The organism is Paenibacillus sp. ClWae2A (assembly GCF_032452295.1).
Classification (GTDB): Bacteria; Bacillota; Bacilli; order Paenibacillales; family Paenibacillaceae; genus Paenibacillus.
On sequence record NZ_JAULSQ010000002.1, the window covers coordinates 771,927 to 788,844 of the forward strand.

At 46.7% G+C, this 16,918-nt stretch carries 31 protein-coding genes and 1 pseudogene; all 32 read right to left on the reverse strand.

Going from position 1 to position 16,918, the window contains the following annotated elements; genetic code table 11:
• Window positions 1-4: 4 nt before the first annotated feature.
• On the reverse strand, window positions 5-1,339 hold the full coding sequence (locus QVE09_RS09510) for a PBSX family phage terminase large subunit (protein WP_315936613.1): 1,335 nt from the start codon (window positions 1,337-1,339) through the stop codon (window positions 5-7).
• A complete protein-coding gene (locus QVE09_RS09515; protein WP_315936614.1) occupies window positions 1,320-2,210 on the reverse strand; it encodes a phage terminase small subunit-related protein in 891 nt (296 codons plus the stop codon). The genes QVE09_RS09510 and QVE09_RS09515 overlap by 20 nt, the downstream gene beginning before the upstream one ends.
• A gap of 48 nt (window positions 2,211-2,258) precedes the next feature.
• Window positions 2,259-2,537 (reverse strand): hypothetical protein, encoded by a 279-nt coding sequence (locus QVE09_RS09520; protein ID WP_315936615.1) that lies wholly within the window; start codon window positions 2,535-2,537, stop codon window positions 2,259-2,261.
• 13 nt (window positions 2,538-2,550) lie between these two features.
• Window positions 2,551-2,820: a hypothetical protein gene (locus QVE09_RS09525; protein ID WP_315936616.1), complete on the reverse strand. Its 270-nt coding sequence runs from the start codon at window positions 2,818-2,820 to the stop codon at window positions 2,551-2,553.
• A 10-nt stretch (window positions 2,821-2,830) separates the two neighbouring features.
• Window positions 2,831-3,028 (reverse strand): BC1881 family protein, encoded by a 198-nt coding sequence (locus QVE09_RS09530; RefSeq protein ID WP_315936889.1) that lies wholly within the window; start codon window positions 3,026-3,028, stop codon window positions 2,831-2,833.
• Window positions 3,026-3,232, reverse strand: a pseudogene (locus QVE09_RS09535) (Thoeris anti-defense Tad2 family protein); the annotation flags it as partial. The pseudogene QVE09_RS09535 and the gene QVE09_RS09530, both read right to left, overlap by 3 nt.
• Before the next feature lie 34 nt (window positions 3,233-3,266).
• Complete coding sequence (locus tag QVE09_RS09540) at window positions 3,267-3,479, reverse strand: hypothetical protein (RefSeq protein ID WP_307415095.1); 213 nt, start codon at window positions 3,477-3,479, stop codon at window positions 3,267-3,269.
• A gap of 132 nt (window positions 3,480-3,611) precedes the next feature.
• Entirely contained in the window at window positions 3,612-4,220 is a 609-nt protein-coding gene (locus tag QVE09_RS09545) for a Mom family adenine methylcarbamoylation protein (RefSeq protein ID WP_145153091.1), read from the reverse strand.
• Window positions 4,213-4,728: a ParB N-terminal domain-containing protein gene (locus QVE09_RS09550; protein ID WP_315936617.1), complete on the reverse strand. Its 516-nt coding sequence runs from the start codon at window positions 4,726-4,728 to the stop codon at window positions 4,213-4,215. The genes QVE09_RS09545 and QVE09_RS09550 overlap by 8 nt, the downstream gene beginning before the upstream one ends.
• Before the next feature lie 275 nt (window positions 4,729-5,003).
• Window positions 5,004-5,507, reverse strand: coding sequence for a hypothetical protein (locus QVE09_RS09555; RefSeq protein WP_315936618.1), 504 nt, complete (start codon window positions 5,505-5,507; stop codon window positions 5,004-5,006).
• Between the two features lie 76 nt (window positions 5,508-5,583).
• Window positions 5,584-6,117, reverse strand: a complete 534-nt coding sequence (locus QVE09_RS09560) for an AP2 domain-containing protein (RefSeq protein WP_315936619.1) — start codon at window positions 6,115-6,117, stop codon at window positions 5,584-5,586.
• Window positions 6,118-6,650: 533 nt separating this feature from the next.
• Complete coding sequence (locus tag QVE09_RS09565; RefSeq protein WP_315936620.1) at window positions 6,651-6,845, reverse strand: hypothetical protein; 195 nt, start codon at window positions 6,843-6,845, stop codon at window positions 6,651-6,653.
• A 182-nt stretch (window positions 6,846-7,027) separates the two neighbouring features.
• On the reverse strand, window positions 7,028-7,531 hold the full coding sequence (locus QVE09_RS09570) for a hypothetical protein (protein WP_315936621.1): 504 nt from the start codon (window positions 7,529-7,531) through the stop codon (window positions 7,028-7,030).
• Window positions 7,532-7,759: 228 nt separating this feature from the next.
• A complete protein-coding gene (locus QVE09_RS09575; RefSeq protein WP_315936622.1) occupies window positions 7,760-7,939 on the reverse strand; it encodes a hypothetical protein in 180 nt (59 codons plus the stop codon).
• Window positions 7,939-8,313 (reverse strand): LexA family protein, encoded by a 375-nt coding sequence (locus tag QVE09_RS09580; RefSeq protein WP_315936623.1) that lies wholly within the window; start codon window positions 8,311-8,313, stop codon window positions 7,939-7,941. Before QVE09_RS09580 ends, QVE09_RS09575 begins: the two co-directional genes overlap by 1 nt.
• Window positions 8,310-8,774, reverse strand: a complete 465-nt coding sequence (locus QVE09_RS09585) for an ASCH domain-containing protein (RefSeq protein ID WP_315936624.1) — start codon at window positions 8,772-8,774, stop codon at window positions 8,310-8,312. The genes QVE09_RS09580 and QVE09_RS09585 overlap by 4 nt, the downstream gene beginning before the upstream one ends.
• On the reverse strand, window positions 8,771-9,121 hold the full coding sequence (locus tag QVE09_RS09590; protein ID WP_315936625.1) for a hypothetical protein: 351 nt from the start codon (window positions 9,119-9,121) through the stop codon (window positions 8,771-8,773). The genes QVE09_RS09585 and QVE09_RS09590 overlap by 4 nt, the downstream gene beginning before the upstream one ends.
• Window positions 9,122-9,245: 124 nt before the next feature.
• On the reverse strand, window positions 9,246-9,482 hold the full coding sequence (locus QVE09_RS09595) for a hypothetical protein (RefSeq protein WP_315936626.1): 237 nt from the start codon (window positions 9,480-9,482) through the stop codon (window positions 9,246-9,248).
• A 5-nt stretch (window positions 9,483-9,487) separates the two neighbouring features.
• Entirely contained in the window at window positions 9,488-9,703 is a 216-nt protein-coding gene (locus tag QVE09_RS09600; protein ID WP_315936627.1) for a hypothetical protein, read from the reverse strand.
• Window positions 9,704-9,713: 10 nt separating this feature from the next.
• Window positions 9,714-10,376: a hypothetical protein gene (locus QVE09_RS09605; RefSeq protein ID WP_315936628.1), complete on the reverse strand. Its 663-nt coding sequence runs from the start codon at window positions 10,374-10,376 to the stop codon at window positions 9,714-9,716.
• Window positions 10,361-10,753, reverse strand: a complete 393-nt coding sequence (locus tag QVE09_RS09610) for a zinc-finger-containing protein (protein ID WP_315936629.1) — start codon at window positions 10,751-10,753, stop codon at window positions 10,361-10,363. Before QVE09_RS09610 ends, QVE09_RS09605 begins: the two co-directional genes overlap by 16 nt.
• On the reverse strand, window positions 10,750-11,529 hold the full coding sequence (locus QVE09_RS09615) for an HNH endonuclease signature motif containing protein (protein WP_315936630.1): 780 nt from the start codon (window positions 11,527-11,529) through the stop codon (window positions 10,750-10,752). Before QVE09_RS09615 ends, QVE09_RS09610 begins: the two co-directional genes overlap by 4 nt.
• Window positions 11,529-11,765: a hypothetical protein gene (locus QVE09_RS09620; protein ID WP_315936631.1), complete on the reverse strand. Its 237-nt coding sequence runs from the start codon at window positions 11,763-11,765 to the stop codon at window positions 11,529-11,531. Before QVE09_RS09620 ends, QVE09_RS09615 begins: the two co-directional genes overlap by 1 nt.
• Before the next feature lie 15 nt (window positions 11,766-11,780).
• A complete protein-coding gene (locus QVE09_RS09625; RefSeq protein WP_315936632.1) occupies window positions 11,781-12,224 on the reverse strand; it encodes a DUF5348 domain-containing protein in 444 nt (147 codons plus the stop codon).
• Window positions 12,225-12,332: 108 nt separating this feature from the next.
• Window positions 12,333-13,193, reverse strand: a complete 861-nt coding sequence (locus QVE09_RS09630; protein ID WP_315936633.1) for a hypothetical protein — start codon at window positions 13,191-13,193, stop codon at window positions 12,333-12,335.
• A gap of 2 nt (window positions 13,194-13,195) precedes the next feature.
• On the reverse strand, window positions 13,196-13,729 hold the full coding sequence (locus QVE09_RS09635) for a crossover junction endodeoxyribonuclease RuvC (RefSeq protein WP_315936634.1): 534 nt from the start codon (window positions 13,727-13,729) through the stop codon (window positions 13,196-13,198).
• Window positions 13,726-13,878, reverse strand: a complete 153-nt coding sequence (locus QVE09_RS09640; RefSeq protein ID WP_315936635.1) for a hypothetical protein — start codon at window positions 13,876-13,878, stop codon at window positions 13,726-13,728. The genes QVE09_RS09635 and QVE09_RS09640 overlap by 4 nt, the downstream gene beginning before the upstream one ends.
• A complete protein-coding gene (locus tag QVE09_RS09645) occupies window positions 13,866-14,015 on the reverse strand; it encodes a hypothetical protein (RefSeq protein WP_315936636.1) in 150 nt (49 codons plus the stop codon). Before QVE09_RS09645 ends, QVE09_RS09640 begins: the two co-directional genes overlap by 13 nt.
• Before the next feature lie 38 nt (window positions 14,016-14,053).
• A complete protein-coding gene (locus QVE09_RS09650; RefSeq protein ID WP_074092991.1) occupies window positions 14,054-14,248 on the reverse strand; it encodes a DUF6906 family protein in 195 nt (64 codons plus the stop codon).
• Between the two features lie 13 nt (window positions 14,249-14,261).
• On the reverse strand, window positions 14,262-15,671 hold the full coding sequence (gene dnaB / locus QVE09_RS09655; protein ID WP_315936637.1) for a replicative DNA helicase: 1,410 nt from the start codon (window positions 15,669-15,671) through the stop codon (window positions 14,262-14,264).
• The gene (locus QVE09_RS09660) at window positions 15,637-15,975 is read right to left on the reverse strand and encodes a replicative helicase loader/inhibitor (protein WP_074092989.1); all 339 of its coding nucleotides are present in this window, start codon (window positions 15,973-15,975) and stop codon (window positions 15,637-15,639) included. Before QVE09_RS09660 ends, dnaB begins: the two co-directional genes overlap by 35 nt.
• Window positions 15,962-16,900 carry a DnaD domain protein gene (locus QVE09_RS09665; RefSeq protein WP_315936638.1) on the reverse strand — a complete coding sequence of 313 codons (939 nt, stop codon included), beginning with the start codon at window positions 16,898-16,900 and terminating at the stop codon, window positions 15,962-15,964. The genes QVE09_RS09660 and QVE09_RS09665 overlap by 14 nt, the downstream gene beginning before the upstream one ends.
• Window positions 16,901-16,918 lie beyond the last annotated feature (18 nt).

Genomic DNA, 16,918 nt, shown 5'->3' on the forward strand with positions numbered 1-16,918 from the left:
CCTTCTACCGACCTCGGCTCGGGCGTTCTCGCTTTGGCCGCGGTGTCGGTGCGTTCTCTCTTTCGGAACGTCGTTGCTTCGCACGTTGCATCAGGTAATCCGTATGGACACCATACCGCCGTGCATCACATGTATGGTCGTTCTGCTTAATGGGCTTGTCTTCACCGCGCTGAGCGGCTTTATTATCCCAAATGTAAGAAACCAACTCTTTGAGTGAGTTGGAGTTGTCGGCAGAAATATAAAGTTCGTTGTTCTGAAATCGATTGGAAACAGTTTGTATGCCATCCAACACGGCGTTTACAGCCGCGCGAATATGCCCTATGCCTCTGCGCTTCAGCTCAATGATGAAAGCTTTGGCGCTTGGGTCAATGAATATTGCATACTCATCACCATCAGCAAAACCTTGAAGGTCATCGGCATATTCGCTGTTCGTCTTCTCTCCCTTTAACTTGATGTCGTGGTAATACTCATCCAACTCATAATAAACATCACCCAGGACCCCGTATTTAAGGAATGTGGTCGGGTTGTTGGCCCCGTAGTCAACACAAAGGAACTTACGATCAAACTTTGTAGGAAACCACTCACGCGGTTTCTTGTGGAGCTTGTCGCTGAACTTGGAGAATATAACGCCCTCAGCCATAACCCACAGTCCAAGAATAAAACGGTCATAGAATATCCCCGTGTACATCCTCCGGTACCGATCCCGAACACGTTCGGACAGTGATAGGTTATCCTCCATCGTAAAGTGAAGATGAACGGCACGCTTAACGATCAGGTTGTCCAGCCATTCCACCTTGAACCAGTGGTACGGACCTGCAGGGTTACAGTTAAACCACATCTTTGCATCTTCAACCGAACAACGGGCAGTTGCCTGATCCACGAAGGACTTCGGCATCAGGGCTACCTCATCAAAGAACATGCCCGCCAAGGTGATACCTTGAATCAATTCTTGTGAACGTTCGTCCTTACCCCCAAAGAGGAAAAACTGGTTGCTTACAAGACCACGGGATACAGTCAGAACGTTATCTGTCTTGTTGTCATGCACCTGGTACCCACGACTGGACAACATCCTTTTAAGTGGACCAACAACGTTACGGCGCAACGCACCGATCGTCTTTCCTGCCATACCAAATTGCTCAGACCGGAACGTTTCCGTTGCCCAAACGATGTATGAAAAGGACATGGCCACTGTCTTGCCGGCACGAACCGACCCGTCGCAAATGATGGCATCCATATCATGATGAGGGCTTTCAGGCATCCACCATGTCAGGACTTGGACTTGCTTATCAGAGAAAGGCTGCCACTTGAAAGGTGAAGGTTTAAGCTTCAGTGTTGCCATCTTTAGCCCACACCTCCGCAGCTCGTCCCCTCAGAGCATCCATAAAGCCGTCATCCTCAACTTTATCCGGTTCAGTACCGCCGCGTTTGATCATCAGCTCATGTTTCAGCATCTCAATCCGGACGCGTTTCTCTTCGTCCAGGAGTCTGGCCTTCATCTCAATTGCCTTTAGCTTCTGAGTCTGCACACGGGTTAACGCTTCTTCAAGTGAAATGATGTCATCGATTACGCGGAAGGTCTTTTCTTCTACCTGAGATTCGACCAGCTCCGTTCGTGTCACAGGAATGGTCTTCGTTTTACCCGTCATTTCATCATGAACCGTCATGGCTTCCTTGATTGATTTGAGCTCGTAAAGAACACGCCGTTCCCTCTCGGTCAGACCGTCGGTCAGTCTCTTGATCCGAAGCAACATCCTACGTTCGCGGATCTCAAACTTCATTATGGCTTCATCAGCCTGTAGAATCGGGTCAGTATCAATCAGATCGATGAGATCCAGCTCGTCATCTTCCAAAGCATCAAGCCAAATGGTTTCATACTCACCTGTGGTTACGGCTTTCTTATTCCCATACGGTCCACCGTTGCCGCCTTTATTGCCGACAGCACGTTTATTCCCTGGCGGTGCTCCCCCGCGATTCCCAACAGCGTTCTTGTTACCTTTTGGGGGTCCTCTTCGTTTGGTAACGTTACTAATCGTTTCAATGGTAACGTTACTATTCAATTCAGACGCCCAACTGTCCTGAGACTTCCACTTGCGAATCTGTGTTTCCCCAACAGAAAGAGCGGCTGCGATGTCCTTTAGCTTCATCGTCCCGCCACTCTCCAGCCACATCAGTTTTGCCTTGTCCCGCTCGGGACTTCTCTCTCTGGCCATCTACATTCATCACCACCCCCAACAATTGAAATGACATTTCATACAGAGTTATTTTTCAATCGGTTCACCATCAATAAAAATCATGTCTCCTTCGATCGGTTCAGGATTACCAATGGTCATGTAAGGACCGAGTCTTTGCATGAGATCCCATATTTGAAACCTGGTATACCCATCAGAATCCACTTTCTCTACATATGGCCCTACGCCTTTGCCGCCCCGACTAAGGATGTATCGGTTTAATTCTTCTCGTTGATCCTTCAGGAGTTGTTTTCCATAAGAAGTAAGCTTGACTTTGACTTGGTCATTGAAGTTAGTTTTAAAGTCCATGCCGTCACATCCCCTATTTCACTACAGTGTACTCAGATTCGAATTCAGCCTGCTTCATATGTTTCAGCGTCCCGGCTGCGTCCTTAACAATGTAATCCCCGACAAGCACCACCAAAGGTTTCAACGGGTCAACGATCACTCGAAGCTCTACAACATTACCGGCCAGATTGATCGAAATGGGAAACTGAACAAACGCGAAGATCTCATCTGTATGTGTCGAGCTGTTTCCTTCGAACTGAATGGCCGTAGCCGGAATGATCTTTTGATAGCTTTTAACGGACATATTGCACCTCCTAATCCTGATTAACTATCACAGTCGCCGCACCGGTAAACTCATATATCCGACCATCAACCACAATCGCAAACTCTTGTTGCGGTTCGACCGTGAAAGTATCCACGCCAAGTCGCCGAGACAGTTCCTCGCTCAAGTCCTTCGTGGTAAAAGGAATAACCCCTTCTCTTTCGCCTGTAATTACCGATTGTTCGCCCACTACTTCCCATTCGTTTGAGAAGAGTTCAATATTTGTTTCCTTCCATGGTACACGACCAAAGCGGCTTTCCACATAAAGGTACGGTGCTGTCATCTTGCTGTGATCATCTGGATACTGTGCCCGAACCACCACGTCCGGCTGCCATTGTGGCAACCTCATCCCTCTACCTATCTTTGCTTGCTCAAGCGCTTGTCCAAAATTCATCGTTATCACCCTTTCGTTGAATTAAAAAGACGACCTACATGAGATCGTCCTGCTGAAGCTTGATATCCAATTCGATGAGACGTTCCAGATCCTGAACGGTCTGCATCTTTATATTTCCAGCCTGCAGGTCTTTGACCCACTGGGCAATAGATGCCTTAACGATTTTACGGTACTGTTCCTTGCTCTCAAGGATACCCTCGGCGACTTCGAGTTCATGCTGCAACAAAACTTCATCTTGTGTTCTCATGTGTAATCCCCGACTTTCCGTTATGATGGAAAACGAGATAGCGGATGTCTGCAAAATGCCGCGCGCGGCGGGCCGCTATCTCAGCCGGGGGATACCCTGGGTGATGGGGAGGACGTTACAGCGTCCTCCTTTTTATTTTGGATACGGTTTGTGCAAAGGCAGGATCTTACGCCGCATCTTCTTGTTCAACGGCATCAGGTACTTGTGTTTACCCTCAGTCCGGTACAATTCGGCATTGGCATCCAAGTTGTTCCTGATCCAATCGATGCGTTGACTGCCGGTACCGTACTTGCTGTGAATCGATTTGGGATGTGTCTTCTTGCCACGAATGATGAAATAATGTTCCCCGTCCGTCTTCCCCTCATAGATCCAGTTCGTAGCCTGATAGATCCCGCCGTGATGCTTTTGCTCAACGTCGGCATAACTAACGATCAACTCCACATTGGGAGATTGCTCCTTCAAGAACCGGATCGCTTTGGCAAGGATCTCCGATACAAATGATTGATGCTTGGTTAAGGCAACCCGTGTCAACTCACAGCATTCACGCTGCGTCAGACCATATGGAGAACCGATATTCTGAGTCGCCCCACGGCTGAATATAACCACACCGATAAATTGGCCATCTTCCCATGCTCCCACCTTCACCGACTTTCCTGCGGGCAAACTGCGGCTATAGTGGAAGTTCTCACAAGAAAACTTCGCTGCTGCATGTGTCGCCCAATCCACTTTTAAATCAATCATGTTCGAATTCCTCATTGCAGTGCGGACAAGTCACCAGCTTTGAACTCAATACCCCCAAATCGCCTTGATCCTCGGAAGTACCCGCATCGAAGTTCGGGATCTCGATCTCACCAAGCATCTGTTTCAGGTCCACATCATCGAACCCGGACAAAGAAATATCCACGCCTTCCTGTTGCAGCTCAACAAGCAACTGCGATAGGGCATCTTCATCCCAAACGCCTGATACCTTATTCAAAGCGATGTTTAACAGCTTCTCCTGCTGATCGTCCAGATCCACCACGGATACCTGCAACTCAGTGTGGCCCAGCTCGTTGACCATGATCTTATACCGTTGATGGCCGCCGACCATGTTCCCTGTGCGTTCGTTCCAGACAATCGGCTCAACATAACCGAATTCCTCTATGCTGCGGCGAAGCTTCTCATATTCCAGATCCCCGGGCTGAAGGTCAACACGGGGGTTGTAGGCTGCTGCATTAATCTGATCGATTGGCACGATTCTGATGTTCATTTCTATCACCTCAAAGTTTTTTTCACTATGACCGCAACTGGAACGGGGTATAGACCGATTGTTACTCCGACAAAACACTAGGAGGAACATCCACTATGACAAATGAAATGATTTATGAACTCTTACACACTCTACTGAGCGACACATTGCCCGATCTACTCATCGCAGTTAAGGTTTATTTCTGGTATCTCGGGCAACGAGAGATTACAAGAAGAATGAAGAAATAAAAAAGGACCAGCATCATAGCTCGTCCTCGTTGATTATATTCAGGTGTATTAAAGAACTGCCTTTACGGCTAACCATAGTGCATCGCGAAGTTCCGTGTGAACGAACACACTGGTTAATCTTCCTCCAGAGAAAACGAATTTAGGAATACCCCAGCGTTCAAAATTCCGCTCAACACTATGTTCTAGACTGAATTTACTTTGAGCCTTGGATCGAATAATAGCGATCATTTGCCCAATTGATAGCAAAGGCAATGCTTCACCAGTATTGAAGTCTTCAAGAAAGTCCCTTTCCCCCGTGTTAATGAAAGGCCCTTCATACTTCAATCCATCGTCATACTTGTACAAGACGACGTAAAGGTCGAACCTGCCCGGGTTGATTGCATACCACCATGCCCTAAGACGATCTTTCTGATCTTGCGATAACTCTTCCAACTGTTCAATCGTGATTAGCTGCTCCAAATTGGACACCATCCTTTTGGGCAATAATACCATAGAATTGTGTTGAGTTGGTTTCACCGATTGGCCGACCATCATATGCATGCGTAGGCTCATTCAGACGCTGTTCTCCGCTCTTCTAAACGCTTATCCCTGCAAACGGACGTTCTCATGCTGATACGCTTAAAACAGCTTATACTGCGTTAAGAACAGCAAACTCCCCGAAATAGAAAGAGGCCGCACGGTTATATGCCGCAGCAGCCTCTTCTTTACTATTAAAGTATCCCAAATGCTTGTATTTTCGATTAATGCCGATAAAAGCTCTCCATCGTTTATCTCGTTTATGCCAAGATACGCCCTTGAGACCAGAAGTATTATCGTCAGGAGCTCCTTCCCTATTCTGAGAATTTTGAGCTTTGGTAGCTATTCGCAGATTGCTTCTCCTGTTGTCCAGCGTGTCATGATTAATATGATCAACGCACATATCTGATGGAGGGTCTAAAATCCATCTGTGTAATTGTACTGACTTTGAGTTGCTTTTGTTTCTGGGCAAGTTTCCATGCACATAAAATCTGCCTTGTTTACTTTCGTTCAAATACCATGTGCCCGTAAAACTGTTTACTCTTGCGTAATCTTGCACAGAAACGAAAAAGGAATGAACGTCTCCATTCTTACGTGTGATAAACACCTCAATATATTCACCGTGATTAAGGAATTTATTTTTCACGAAATAATCCCTCCCTGATCCGTATACATCTTGGCATCATACAAAATTGCTTAACTCCATCCCAGTTACCATAGGGACAACCTTTGCACTTCTCCGGCTGCTTGTTAGGGCGAATGCGTATCTTCTTTCGTCTTCTGCTGATCACTTCAATTCCTCCAATAAAAAAAGCCGATCCAGTGAAGGAACGACTTTGGCTGTGATATGTACGATAATGGCTAATCGAATTACGTTTTATGGCTATAAAATGACGCTTTTGGCGATTTGTGTGACGCTTTTAAAAGATTGGCGTCCGTACCCGTCCGCAGCAAATGCGCTTCGCTCTTTGCTTTAAATGCATACGTACTATGTAACTATAGAGGAAGAACAAGACCATTTTACTGAAGCTACCAACAGCGGGTCAAGGAACAGAAAACGGGTGAGTCCCGATGAACTGGAACAAACCCATCGTTTCCTGCTGATTGCTTGCTATTTCGCATTTGAACCATATCGAGCATTACCTCGACATGATCATGTCGTTGAAACTGACGAAATGATCAGTCAATACTCTTAGCTTCCAATGTAACCAGTGCCAACAACGCTGTGGATTTAGATTGTAATAAAAAAGCACGCGCTTCTGGAAAATCCTCAGACACTAAAGGGCCGAATGTATCTTCTTCGCGAACACGATTTATTTCCTTAATTTCTGCATCAATATCAGCAATATGATTCATGATCAATTCTCTCGACATCCAAAGCACTCCTGTATTGAGAGTTAGAAAAAGGCGAGAAGAGGAACGCCCCAGTCATATGCCGCTATTGCAGCTGTGCGTTTCATTCTCGCCCGATTTCCACATTACCAATATACCAGGGAAAAATGGTCAAGTGGTGTTCATAATTCCTCAATCCACACCACGTTTTCCCCACTTTGTCGTCAGAATTGTTGTTTGATGTAATCATAGAATCCTGTGAGCTTCAAAGAGTTAGCAATCGATACGATTCCGGCTTCAATGCGGCGGTCCACGGTACTGGCTGCCACACCCTTTCTCATAAAGAGAATGGTTTCCTTTCGGGTATAACCCTTAATGAAACGAATTTCAATTGCTTCCTTCTCTTCAGGATCAATTACTTGACTATGAGCTCTACGAATAAGAGCGGTAAAAATCTCATATTGTGAGTAAACCCATTTTTGTTTATCTTGCAGAATCACGGCATTCGCAGTCTTGTCAGCATGCAGATCTGTCTGATCGATGCGACGGGCTACTTCCCCGTCAACTGCTACCTGTTCCATTTCTTTCTGATGATTCTCAAAGTCTTCCATGAACAAACACATCATTTTATATTTATCGAGGTAGAATTCCGCGCTCTGGATCTCCTCTTTTGATGCCTTTGCAAAGAGTTCTGTTTGTTCCCAAAGTCCTCCCCATGCCATCGCCATCCCCCTCATTCCCCTTTATCCTGTGATATACTAATAAGAGGAATGAGGAAATAACATCCACTACATCCCCCGCCTGGCCGCCAAGCTCGCGGGGGATATTTATTATACTGAAATAACTTCGTTGCAGAACTCGTCCCACTCCGCTTCACATTCTTCAACGGACCAGCCGTTTACCAGGTCTTGCGGATATCCGTACTCCAAAAGCAATGTCCTAAAATCTCGCTCCAATTACCATTCACCCCCGCGTTTATAGTACCTACTGTTTCCGTTATGCTGTTGTGGTGCAGTTACCGCCTTTTGCAGCTTGTCAGGCCGTTTAGGTGGATGCTCAGCCCCGATTGCTTTCAAATGATTCGCTATCTGCTCCGGTGTCCATGTTGTCTTTTCTACTTTGCGGTAATCTACCATTAGGAAATCCTCCCCGTTTGAATGCCTTCCTGCAGATCGGCCAGCAAGTTATATACAGCCCCATCATGCGTTTTCTCAATGCTTTGATCTTGAATCCATTTCAGGATACCCGCTTGAGTTACAACCTTTGGCCGTTTGCCCTTCTTGGTCAATGCCAGGGTGCGAACCCCTCCTGCTGTATGTGTAAGGTATCCCTTACGAATGAGCGTGTTAATGTGTGCATGAATAGTAGAAGATGACGATAACATAAGTGCTTCAGCAGTCTCCCTGATCGTAGGAGCATAACCGTTGTCTTCAATGAATAGTCGAATATAGTCATAGACTTCCTTTTGCCGACGGCTGAGGGTTTTCTCTAAAGTTGCTTTCGTAGTCATCCTGCTTCCTCCCAGTTCCATAAACTCAATTGGCCTTTCGCTGGCACCGGCTCCTGCAGCTGAACAACGTCGTCGAGCTGCCAGGCGAATCTTCCGTCACTGTAGTCTCCAAAATGGTATTCGTCGGGCATGTATCCACCCCATGTAAGAAACCTGCCAGTATCAGTACTCACACGTTCTATCAATCCCCCGTTCTTAAACGGATGGTTTATAGCCCATACATCATTGAGCACAGCTTTTGCAATCACTGCTCCTGTAGTCAGATCCCGCCAATCGTTAATACCATGTTTCAGCAGCGCTTCGCGGATTTGTGGGATCAGGCAAGCTTCTTTATCCACCTTTTGCCCTGCGTGAATAGCAAGCGGCCCCCGATGTTTCGTCGCCCAGCTCCGTGTCTCCAATGTCTTGACTCCCAAGGCTACCAGTGTGGCCCAAGGCTGAATAATCGTGACTGCCTTCATTGGTTTTTCGATCCTTTCTGGCCCCGAGTTAGGCTATCGATTGCTTTCCAATCAATCAAACTCACTAACACTTTCAAATTTTTGGCGATAGCACGGAAAGCGAAGTTGTCCTTAGGTGATCCGGCTTGATCAATTTCTTTACACAGGTTTTTTGCTGCCATTAAAGGGATGCCATATTCACGGATCGTTGTCCATGCATCTCTAAGCTCCTTGCGGAGTCGCCCCGCTTCACCGTGCAGATCAATCACGTTCTGATCAGAGTATTCTCCAGCATCCACCCATTCTTCGAATTCTTCTGACGACATACCTAACATATAGGTGATTGCGTCTTGATCTGGGTTACTCATGACTCCTCATCCTTTCTCGTATCATTTAACTTCCATTCATACAGTTTACCGAATCGATCCAGATCCGGGCTCCATCTATCAGCGACAACATCCTTCAGCCGATCATATATAACGCGGTAGTCGATTACCTTACCCATGTGAATCCTTTATAATGGTCCTCGATCAGATAAGCCCGGCCCTTCGGAACAAAGTTACTTGACTCAACGCGTAGTGGTCCAACGCTTGTCTCAACTGATCCTTGTTTCACCAGTTCCGTACCTGCGGCACACACCATTTTGATCCGATCGATGCGGCAGCCGGTTCGAATTAACGGTGCAAGTTTCTGATCGATTAACCGGATAACTTCAGGTGAGATGGCCATGTCTATTAACCTTCCTCAGCTTCTGCCCGGAGCGCATCCGGGTCAGGATTATCCGTATACAGTGCTTCCAACGCATGGTGTACCTCCGATACTGTCACACCGTGAATCTGTGCGACTTCCTGGACCTCAGCAGCCGCTTCGTCCTTTTCCCACTCTAATCCCAAGGTGCACAAAGCGTAGTAAATGAGTCTGTATTCCAGTGAGTCGTACTGATATAACATGGTCATCCTCCTAAAATAGTGATAATTGGACCGTCTCGCGCGGCCTGTGTGGTATCAATTGTTCTCCGTACTTTGTCATCCATTCCTCGACACTCAATCGTCTGTTCCATTTATCACGCGGTATCCACGAGGTGTTGTCTCCCTGCACCACCGCACTGTATGGCTCAAACCATTCCGGGCGTATCATGCCCAGCAAGTGGACCTGTGCACGTATAGGATTAAGCAGCAGACTGTCCAGGTATCGCATACGCTCATCGTCTCTCATGCGGACCATGCCACCGATACATACCAGCCCATTCCGTTGTAGCAAACTCACGTCTCCGCCAGGTTGCAAGATCGGTACCGGATTATAGCCGCGCCGCCTCATGTCCTGCAAATACCAAGCGGTTGCCGCAGGGTCGCCTATCTCGTCATATTGCATATAGGTGTGTCGGGACTTAGCATGCCGATCCAGATAAGCCCGATATCCTTGATACGAAATGCAGTCCTCGCTAAACGTCCCTGGGTCCCAAATAACCGTTCTGTGTCGCAGGTATGGCTCAAGCCAGCTTGGATATTTCCGCAGGAGTGTGGCGCTCAGGAGCCAGTAAGGTACGCCGCTGGCCTGTTCTGCTAGGTGCTTTCTGTTTACTCCAGCAACGTAGATTATGCGTCGCATTATTGTTTGTACCATTCAGGCAACTGCAGTACATTAATGGCCTTAGTCAGCAGATCCTTGTCGAACCATCCGAAGTGACATTCATGAACGGGGATGCCCAACTTGAAAGCCAATATGCTGTATGCCTGGCGGCGTTTTACCTTCTTGCCTTTCCAAGCGGGATCGAATAATGAATGACATTTCTTCTTGAGCTGCCGCAACTCTTTGTTGGCCAGCCGACCCAAAGGGATATCGGTTCCAGTGTGAACACCCACATAAGCATCACAGCCGGTGCATTTGTACACTCGGCCGTTACCATACTCCTTACCGTAAATGACTGCGTTGCTGGTATAGATAACGTCACTGCTGCAGTAAGAGCACGTGACGGGTATCGGATAACTGTCGATTCTCATTTCCTATTACGCCTCCGATCTGAAATCTTCTTAATGATGTCTGCCATGATTACACCAGTCCTGGTTAACTCAGCGTCTTTATGAATCAGCCCTCTTTTATTCATGATTGCGAGTTGGCCACGAGACACCAGAACTAAATTATCCGGATCCAGATTACTCCGATTCCCATCACCGAAAAGGACAGCATGACCTTCCGGGACTTCGCGTCCATAGTGTTTTTCCCAAACGATCAAGTGTTTTCTACGCCACTTATTGGGATCAGCAATCTTTATTTCCGCGTATCCATCGGCAGTGACTCTCTCAGATCCAACCTTCAGGTAATTAGAAGGTCGATGTCCTTTCTTGAATGAAGTAGGATTGCCACCAACGTTATATAGTCCCTTTGTTCCTTTAATTAATGGGACATGACCAACTTGGAATCGACAATCCAATCCACTTAATAAATAATGATTCTTTTTATACGTCTTCATTTGCTTTGCAGTGATCTGCAGATCGAACTTTTCATTGACTAGATCAGCGAGTTCCTGATTTTGTCGGCCCTCAACATTTTTTTCGATGAATTCTTTTTGTTCTCGTGTGAACAAACCTTCATCGCCAGTTGTACGTTTACGTGGGACGTTACTTTTAATCTTGTGATTAGCTTTAAAAGATTTTATCTGACCTGCTGAAACCTCAATACCAAACTCAGCTTGAAATAATTCAGCAATTTCAGAGTTATATCTACCCTGTGCGATATCATGAATAAATTTCTTCTGCTCAGGGGTGTACCACACCATCAGTTTTCACCTTTAAGCATTGCAGGAACAATAGTGTTAGCATTCATCCGATCATCAGCAAGTTTTGCAGCTTCCAGAACAAGAGATCCATTTGCAATAATTTGAGAAGCTACACTCGTAACTGCTTTGGCTCGGGTGATTTCTTCATTGAGTTTTTCACCGGTTATATCCTCATCGCTGAGGCGTTCAAGCTGGGCGAACAAGTGATTTTGCAAATCTCCCAATGTATTTTTCATGTGATTACCCCTTCCTTAGCGTGGAACCCGTTTAATTCGAACGTGCAAACCATCCAGCGGAATATGCTTGGTAGCAAGTAAAAAGTAATCAGATCCGTTATGTTCAATTCGGGTCGCTACCCACCGACGAATGTCTCCATCTACATCCAAATATTCAACGTTTGAGGTAGTCGCAAGCTCAAACCCATTTAATGCATATCGTCCGTTCGCCTGTTTACGCAAAAAGCCCTGGTCTCTCACTTCCGCGAATGCTTGGGTCAACACCCTAGCAGCGTCAGCCATAAGATCACCCGCCCGATAAAACATTCCACGTTGATATTGTTCTTCTGGATCGTTCCGGTCGTAATGATTAGACCATTCTTCCTCCATGTCTTTAATTTGTTTAAAAACATGTTGCATACGAGGAAGCAACTCCTCCAACTCTGCTTGAATCTGATATTTCTTAACGGATTCTTTCATTGATATCGCCCTTTCTTGATGAATTTGAGATCATACGTTCTGTTTGATGCATGCAACTGGTCACCCCGGCCAACGTTCGACCGGGGGTTGATGCTGTATGAAAGATGCTTAAACCGCTACGCCATCCTGCATCATTTTAGTAACGCGCTTTTTGTAGGCGTTGAACTTGGAACTGATCTGCGAACTTGGGATGTTCATTTCTTTTGAGATTTCCAACCATGTCTTGCCCTCTACCTTCCGTTGCTGAAGGAGTGCAGGGAAATCGGCAGGGGAATCAGCCAGTTTGATATCATCAAAGATCGGGCGCTGAGCAAGGATGAACTGTTCAAGTTTCTCCTTATCGATCTCAGCAGGTGCACTATCTTTGTCACTTGCAGGAGGATCTTCATTCCCGTCATGTTGAGGATCTGCTTGCGGCTCTTGATCACCTTCTGAACCATCAGAAGAACTAAAGTCCATTTCTTTCGTACCGGACTGATCATCGCCGCCATCCTTCATCCAGTCTGGAATGTCATTGTTATCGTTATCACCGTAAGGATCATTTGGATCGGTACCAGGATCATCGGCGCCTGTCGGTGGAACAGTTGGCTTGTCGTCACCTTCTCCCGTTGGCTGCTCTTGATCAATAGGCGCTTCAGCTGGTCCAAACAACTGAGCCTGATTCTCGTCCTGATCAGGTGCAGAACCCGGCTTCTCGATCTGTGTTACTACACCGGATGAATCAGTTGTTACGCGGCGCCCACTGTTCCAAGTGTTGTACATTGGGTCATTCTCTTCATCATCGAAGTCAAACGCTCCTTGCGGATCACCCAGGTAAACCATGATCTCTTTTTCTTGCATCTTCGCTAAAGCAGATAATCTTGATTCAACTGCAGCAAGAGGGATGAGCAACTTGATTGTTACATCCTTTGTACCAACACTGATTCCTTTTGCTACCTCTGCCGAAAATTTCACCATTCCATTTGTCATGTCTATGCAACTCCTTTGATATGTTTTTGATAATAAGCCCAGCACAAGGCTAAAGCGTCGGATGGATCGTACAAGCGAGTTTGAAAGTCCCCAACTTTGTACGTTCCCTTTGGATCATTTTTCTTGTAGTAAACGGGTATAGCAATTTCGTCTAAATCAAGGTCGAATAACATTTGCATTTCAACCGCAACCGTTTCTTTATCTGCATTTCCTTTGCCTGTGAACATCTTCAGTTCGGAAGGACGTATCTCAGCAATTCGAACGCGATTATGGAGTGCAGCCAATGTAACCATGGAATACGCACCAACCAAAGCGATTACGCTATTCGCATTTTTGAAATGTACGGGGCGTTCCAAAATCACGACATCAGGTTTGTGAGATCGAATCATGTCGTAGTTGTCCTGGTAAATGGCGTTCAAGACCTTGGGCATCGGTATTTTGGAATAATCCTTTAAACCGAAATCAATTGGTTTGCCCTTCGTCATCGTTGCCCATCCCGCATAGTTGGTCCCGTGATCAATGCCCATAATCTTCATCGTCTGGCACGCTTCCTTTCCTTCCTTCGTTGTTTCGCTGGCAGCATGTCACGCTTAATGACAAATACCTCAGCCAACTTACGACCGTCATCACCGCGCACGGTATAACTCAAATGTGTCTGATGGTGCGGATCAATCAGCTTTCGCACGTCGCACCTCCAGTTCCGACGATTGCATCAAACTCAACGATCCCTTCGTTGAGCTCAGTTTGATCAATCCCCGAAAATTCTGCCTGCAGCTCATCCCGATCAGGAACCTGTCCTGTATTCATGAACCGATGTCTCATGTACTCTGACACCGACCATCTGGTATAAGGACTGCCCATCAAGTGCGCACCTTGTACGGCCGCAACATGCCATCGATCTTGTCCAGCAACCAGCGTTTCCCCGAATGCTTGTTCAGCAGTACAACACCTTCAGACGTTTCCCGCTCAGACAACCAGTTTTCCAACGTTACGCCTGGTCTGGCCTTAAGCAGATCAATTTTTTGTTTCTTGGTAAGCCGTTTACCTTGCTTCATGCTCGTTCCCTCCTTACGCCCATTGGCGTTTTTCTATATCTTCAGGCTCCGGTGGCGTTGGGCCATAGTTGTGCTTCCGCTCATAGTTCACGAATTTATTGAATTGTTTCAGGAAGACCAGTTCAACGGTGCCTACTGGGCCATTCCGCTGTTTACCGATGATGATCTCGATGATGTTCTTCTTCTCGGTCTCCTGGTTATAGTAGTCATCCCGGTACAGGAACGCTACGATGTCGGCATCTTGCTCGATCGAACCCGATTCCCGCAAGTCACTCATCATGGGACGTTTATCCTGGCGTTGTTCAACCGCTCGGCTGAGCTGGGACAATGCAACAACCGGAACATCCAATTCACGAGCCAATTGCTTCAAAGTCCTTGAAATCTCGGAAACTTCTTGCTGTCGATTCTCAGAACCTTTTCCCTGACGACCTGCGATGAGCTGAAGATAGTCGATGACGATCATCCCCAGTCCTTCCTGCTTTTTAAGGCGGCGACACTTCGCACGGATCTCGTGAACAGTAATACCTGGCGAATCGTCGATACGAATATTTGTTGCACCTAGGATTCCGACTGCTTCAGCAAACTTTGTCCAATCGCCTGAAGCAAAATCGCCCATCCTCATGTTACTCGCGTCGATGTTCCCTTCGGCACACACCATCCGCTGAACAAGCTGAGCTGCTGACATTTCTAAGCTGAATATAGCTACAGGTTCGGTATTCCGAATGGCCACGTTCTGGGCAATGTTCAGAGCGAAAGCCGTTTTACCTACTGATGGTCGAGCAGCAACAATAATCAAATCACTCTTTTGCAATCCGGCTGTGATACTGTCCAAATCGGTAAAGCCTGTTTGAATACCTGTGACTGTACCGTTCTTAAAGTTGTCAAAACGAACCTCAGCAGATTCCACAACTTCGATCAACACATTTTCAATGCGCTTAAAATCCTGTTTTGGTGCTGCTCGATCAGTTAATTTGTTCTGTGCTTGTTGAACGCTGGACATTAACTGCGACAGTTCGGTTCCAGCAGCTGCTTGCTGTATCAGAAGCATATTAGTCCGGATCAGATCCCTGCGAACTGCCATATCCTGAAGCTGTTCGAAGTAATAACCGGCATTTGCGGCAGTCGGTACTCCCCCCGCCAACTTAGCAAGGTAACTCACTCCACCGATGTCATCCAGTTCACCTTTATCCTTCAGGCTTTCCGTTACTGTAACCAGATCGATCGGATTTTGCCTTTCAGCTAATCCTGCAATCGTTTTGTAAATTAGGCTATGGGCCTTATCGTAAAACGCATCTGCAGTGAGTATCTCTGCATGTTCCAAAGCTTCCACTGACTTCAGTATCAATGCACCCAGGGCAGCCTGTTCAAACTGCATACTGTAGGGAAGGTTATTTTCTATGTCGAAGCTTTGCAAGTAACTCATCCTTCCATCCCGGCGGCGGCGGGCAAGCCTTAAGAGCCGCTGCTTCTCTCTCCGCAAAATATGTTTCTGTTAAATCTCGCATCCGTTCACGTTCAATCTGTTCGCCAAGTCTTCCGCGGATCTCCGAGATGGTCGGCGGCCACTTTATAGTCTTGATATGCTGATCCAAGTTTTGAATAGCTGCTTCATACGGAAAATCTTGAAGATGCTTGTAGTGGCGATCCACATTCTCTTCACTGTCATCGAAAGTCGGGTATTCGTCGGTGATCGCCATGAACAATCGAATAACATCAGCCTTTTCCACGGGCTTCCTCCTCCCTCAGCCTTTGTTCTAAACTGTCCCTCTTTTGCTGCCTTAACGGTTGTTGTCTCCGACCACTCGGTACAGAACCTGTTGTAACTGAAGAACCTTTCCTTGCTTCGAAAGCATCGTCCAACGCTTTGGCTGCTTCAAATGTTTTGGCCCCAGACCTCAGATAATCTCCAAGGATCTTGGTAATAAGGGTGAACCTGTATCCTGAAGCAGCCAATGCCGCACGTTCCATCGCCCGTATAACCACAGCCTCGTCCATGTGGTCCTCATCGATGTAAACGATAAGTTGCTGTGCTTGGAATGGATTGCACTCGAATCCAAACACTCGCTTGTGAGCTGAGTAAAATGATTCATACTCCGGATCAGGTGGACGATCAATTTGATTTCCGTCTGCAGTAGCAGATGATGAAGCAGAAGAAGAAAGAAGAAGATCTTTTAATACAGGGTCTAAAATTTGTTCCACTTTTCGTTCTACTTGCGGAAAGTGGTTTAATTTTTGTTCCACTTTCTCACCTACCCCGTCAAAGTGGTCTAAATTCTGTTCCACTTCCTGCCCTACTTCGTCTGAGTAGCTATTGAAGTGGTTCAATTTTTGTTCCACTCCGACACCCAACAAGTCGAATTCGACGCTGTAATCTCCTTTTGATTGCCCTCTTGGTGGTTGAATGTAAGCAATCAATCCTGCATCAACGAGCTTTTTTCGATGAGCATTTAGCGTACCTTTGTTCGTAATTCCCGTTTGAACCATGAGATCCTTATTGGTCATTTTCCATGCCTTACGCCACCCAAGCTTTGCACTGCGTCGCCATAAGGCAATCATTATTGCTATCCCTTCAGGACCAAACTCTTCCGGCCCGCCAATGGCTTCAAATTGTTCCAGAAGCCCGGAAAGGGTCGGTCTGGCTGTCTCGGTCACTTGCGTCTCCCCCTCCCG

What these genes read in the sequence shown, in the direction of transcription:
- QVE09_RS09555 (WP_315936618.1), bottom strand. Translation starts at nt 5,507, where the DNA reads ATGAGCCTACGCATGCATATGATGGTCGGCCAATCGGTGAAACCAACT.
- QVE09_RS09615 (WP_315936630.1), bottom strand. Translation starts at nt 11,529, where the DNA reads ATGGTGTGGTACACCCCTGAGCAGAAGAAATTTATTCATGATATCGCA.
- QVE09_RS09605 (WP_315936628.1), bottom strand. Translation starts at nt 10,376, where the DNA reads ATGGTACAAACAATAATGCGACGCATAATCTACGTTGCTGGAGTAAAC.
- QVE09_RS09645 (WP_315936636.1), bottom strand. Translation starts at nt 14,015, where the DNA reads ATGAGACATCGGTTCATGAATACAGGACAGGTTCCTGATCGGGATGAG.
- QVE09_RS09610 (WP_315936629.1), bottom strand. Translation starts at nt 10,753, where the DNA reads ATGAGAATCGACAGTTATCCGATACCCGTCACGTGCTCTTACTGCAGC.
- QVE09_RS09635 (WP_315936634.1), bottom strand. Translation starts at nt 13,729, where the DNA reads ATGAAGATTATGGGCATTGATCACGGGACCAACTATGCGGGATGGGCA.
- QVE09_RS09580 (WP_315936623.1), bottom strand. Translation starts at nt 8,313, where the DNA reads ATGACTACGAAAGCAACTTTAGAGAAAACCCTCAGCCGTCGGCAAAAG.
- QVE09_RS09515 (WP_315936614.1), bottom strand. Translation starts at nt 2,210, where the DNA reads ATGGCCAGAGAGAGAAGTCCCGAGCGGGACAAGGCAAAACTGATGTGG.
- QVE09_RS09525 (WP_315936616.1), bottom strand. Translation starts at nt 2,820, where the DNA reads ATGTCCGTTAAAAGCTATCAAAAGATCATTCCGGCTACGGCCATTCAG.
- QVE09_RS09510 (WP_315936613.1), bottom strand. Translation starts at nt 1,339, where the DNA reads ATGGCAACACTGAAGCTTAAACCTTCACCTTTCAAGTGGCAGCCTTTC.
- QVE09_RS09540 (WP_307415095.1), bottom strand. Translation starts at nt 3,479, where the DNA reads ATGAGAACACAAGATGAAGTTTTGTTGCAGCATGAACTCGAAGTCGCC.
- QVE09_RS09595 (WP_315936626.1), bottom strand. Translation starts at nt 9,482, where the DNA reads ATGGCCATCTCACCTGAAGTTATCCGGTTAATCGATCAGAAACTTGCA.
- QVE09_RS09565 (WP_315936620.1), bottom strand. Translation starts at nt 6,845, where the DNA reads ATGTCGAGAGAATTGATCATGAATCATATTGCTGATATTGATGCAGAA.
- QVE09_RS09570 (WP_315936621.1), bottom strand. Translation starts at nt 7,531, where the DNA reads ATGGCGATGGCATGGGGAGGACTTTGGGAACAAACAGAACTCTTTGCA.
- QVE09_RS09650 (WP_074092991.1), bottom strand. Translation starts at nt 14,248, where the DNA reads ATGAAGCAAGGTAAACGGCTTACCAAGAAACAAAAAATTGATCTGCTT.
- QVE09_RS09550 (WP_315936617.1), bottom strand. Translation starts at nt 4,728, where the DNA reads ATGAACATCAGAATCGTGCCAATCGATCAGATTAATGCAGCAGCCTAC.
- QVE09_RS09630 (WP_315936633.1), bottom strand. Translation starts at nt 13,193, where the DNA reads ATGACAAATGGAATGGTGAAATTTTCGGCAGAGGTAGCAAAAGGAATC.
- QVE09_RS09520 (WP_315936615.1), bottom strand. Translation starts at nt 2,537, where the DNA reads ATGGACTTTAAAACTAACTTCAATGACCAAGTCAAAGTCAAGCTTACT.
- QVE09_RS09590 (WP_315936625.1), bottom strand. Translation starts at nt 9,121, where the DNA reads ATGAGTAACCCAGATCAAGACGCAATCACCTATATGTTAGGTATGTCG.
- QVE09_RS09620 (WP_315936631.1), bottom strand. Translation starts at nt 11,765, where the DNA reads ATGAAAAATACATTGGGAGATTTGCAAAATCACTTGTTCGCCCAGCTT.
- QVE09_RS09575 (WP_315936622.1), bottom strand. Translation starts at nt 7,939, where the DNA reads ATGGTAGATTACCGCAAAGTAGAAAAGACAACATGGACACCGGAGCAG.
- QVE09_RS09585 (WP_315936624.1), bottom strand. Translation starts at nt 8,774, where the DNA reads ATGAAGGCAGTCACGATTATTCAGCCTTGGGCCACACTGGTAGCCTTG.
- QVE09_RS09600 (WP_315936627.1), bottom strand. Translation starts at nt 9,703, where the DNA reads ATGTTATATCAGTACGACTCACTGGAATACAGACTCATTTACTACGCT.
- QVE09_RS09545 (WP_145153091.1), bottom strand. Translation starts at nt 4,220, where the DNA reads ATGATTGATTTAAAAGTGGATTGGGCGACACATGCAGCAGCGAAGTTT.
- dnaB (WP_315936637.1), bottom strand. Translation starts at nt 15,671, where the DNA reads ATGAGTTACTTGCAAAGCTTCGACATAGAAAATAACCTTCCCTACAGT.
- QVE09_RS09625 (WP_315936632.1), bottom strand. Translation starts at nt 12,224, where the DNA reads ATGAAAGAATCCGTTAAGAAATATCAGATTCAAGCAGAGTTGGAGGAG.